The organism is Pseudoflavonifractor sp. An85 (assembly GCF_002161235.1).
GTDB lineage: Bacteria > Bacillota > Clostridia > Oscillospirales > Oscillospiraceae > Enterenecus.
This window is the reverse complement of the sequence record NZ_NFHE01000091.1, coordinates 1-1,430: the sequence shown is the minus strand read 5'-3', so window position 1 is coordinate 1,430 and position 1,430 is coordinate 1. Positions and strand designations below refer to the sequence as shown.

Genomic DNA, 1,430 nt, shown 5'->3' with positions numbered 1-1,430 from the left:
GCCGCGAAGGCGGGCATGGGCAATGCCGTCCTCGCGGCCACCGCCAAAAGCCACGGCGACCGTACCGCAGAGTCCGAATCCGGCGATACCGGCGAATCAGGCGGGCGCACCATCAGGACGCGGTTCGGTAATGGGGCCAAAGGCGCAGCAAAAGGCCTCGCCGCCAAAGCCGTGCACAGCACTCTTGAAGGGTCCGAACTGGAAGGCGTGGATGACGCCTACTACAAGGGCAAAGCGGTGGTCCGCGCCGCCAGATACGTCAAGGGCAGGCTGTCCGCATCCAAGGCCAAGCGCACGCTGTCCTTGGACGGGCGCGATCCGACGCAGCCGGGCAGCCCCCTCGGCGGACTTTCCGAGAAGAAATACCTGAAAAAGGCGGTGGACCCCGCCGCCGTGAAACGCAGGGCGCAGGCCGCAGGCTACGTCAAACGGCGCACCTATCAGGCGGCGGCAAAAAACGCGGCGGCAGCCGCGTCGAAGACAGCCGCCGTCCATTCCGCCACCACGGCGGGCCTCAAAGGGGCCGCAGGAGGAGGGCTGAAGGCGGTCGCGGGGGCATTCGGCGGGCTTCTGGCCCCCCTTCTGGGCATTCTTCTCGTCGTCGTGTTCATCGCCGTGCTGGGCGGGGCCTCCGGGTCCTCCACTCAGCAGCAGAATCAGGTCAGCCTGAACGGCTTGAGCGGTGTGCAGTTGGAGGTAGCCACGGCCCTCTCTCAAGCAGGCTACGGACCGGTGCAGATCGCCTCCATCATGGGCAACATCCAAGGCGAATCCGGCTGGGACCCCACTGTGGGCGACGCCTCCTCCGGGTACGGTCTGTACCAGTTCACCGGAAGCTCCTACACGGCCTTCGCCAACTGGTGCGACGCCAACGGCAAACAGAAGGATTCCGCTACAGCCCAGACCGAGTACATCGCCTCCAACCTGCAAGGCTTATGGGGCACCGCCCTCCATGAGAGCGGCTACTACGGGGCCATCACCGACTACGCCGGAAAGGACGTAAGCTACGAGGCATGGCAGTCCAGTACGGATGTGGGCTTTGCCACCTACGCTTTCATGGCCTGCTACGAGCGTCCACGCTCCGACGTGGCACCGTCCTCCTTCACCGAGGACCGACTGCCCGCAGCCCAGCAGTTCTACGCGCTGCTCACCGGCGGGGCGGGCGGCTTGGGCGAGGACTACGCCAACGCGGACGAGACCGGAAAAGCCATCGTCAACGCGGCCCTCGTCACCCCATGGCCCGGCGCGGACCTGTGCGCCACATGGGTCAGCCACGTCTACCAGCAGGCGGGACTCGGATACCCCACCGGCAACGGCAACTCCATCCTCGCCGGATACGCCACCTCCTCCGACTGGGCCAACATCAAGGTCGGGCAGATCATCTCCGCCCAGTACGGCAGCGGCTCCGCCGGGGCAATCTACGGGCACAC

1 protein-coding gene is annotated in these 1,430 nt (G+C 66.2%); it reads left to right on the top strand.

All coding sequences use genetic code 11. The features are described from left to right. Positions 1 to 207 precede the first annotated feature (207 nt). The coding region (locus tag B5G37_RS14440; protein ID WP_242962908.1) for a phage tail tip lysozyme at positions 208 to 1,430 on the top strand (1,223 nt) is incomplete at its 3' end.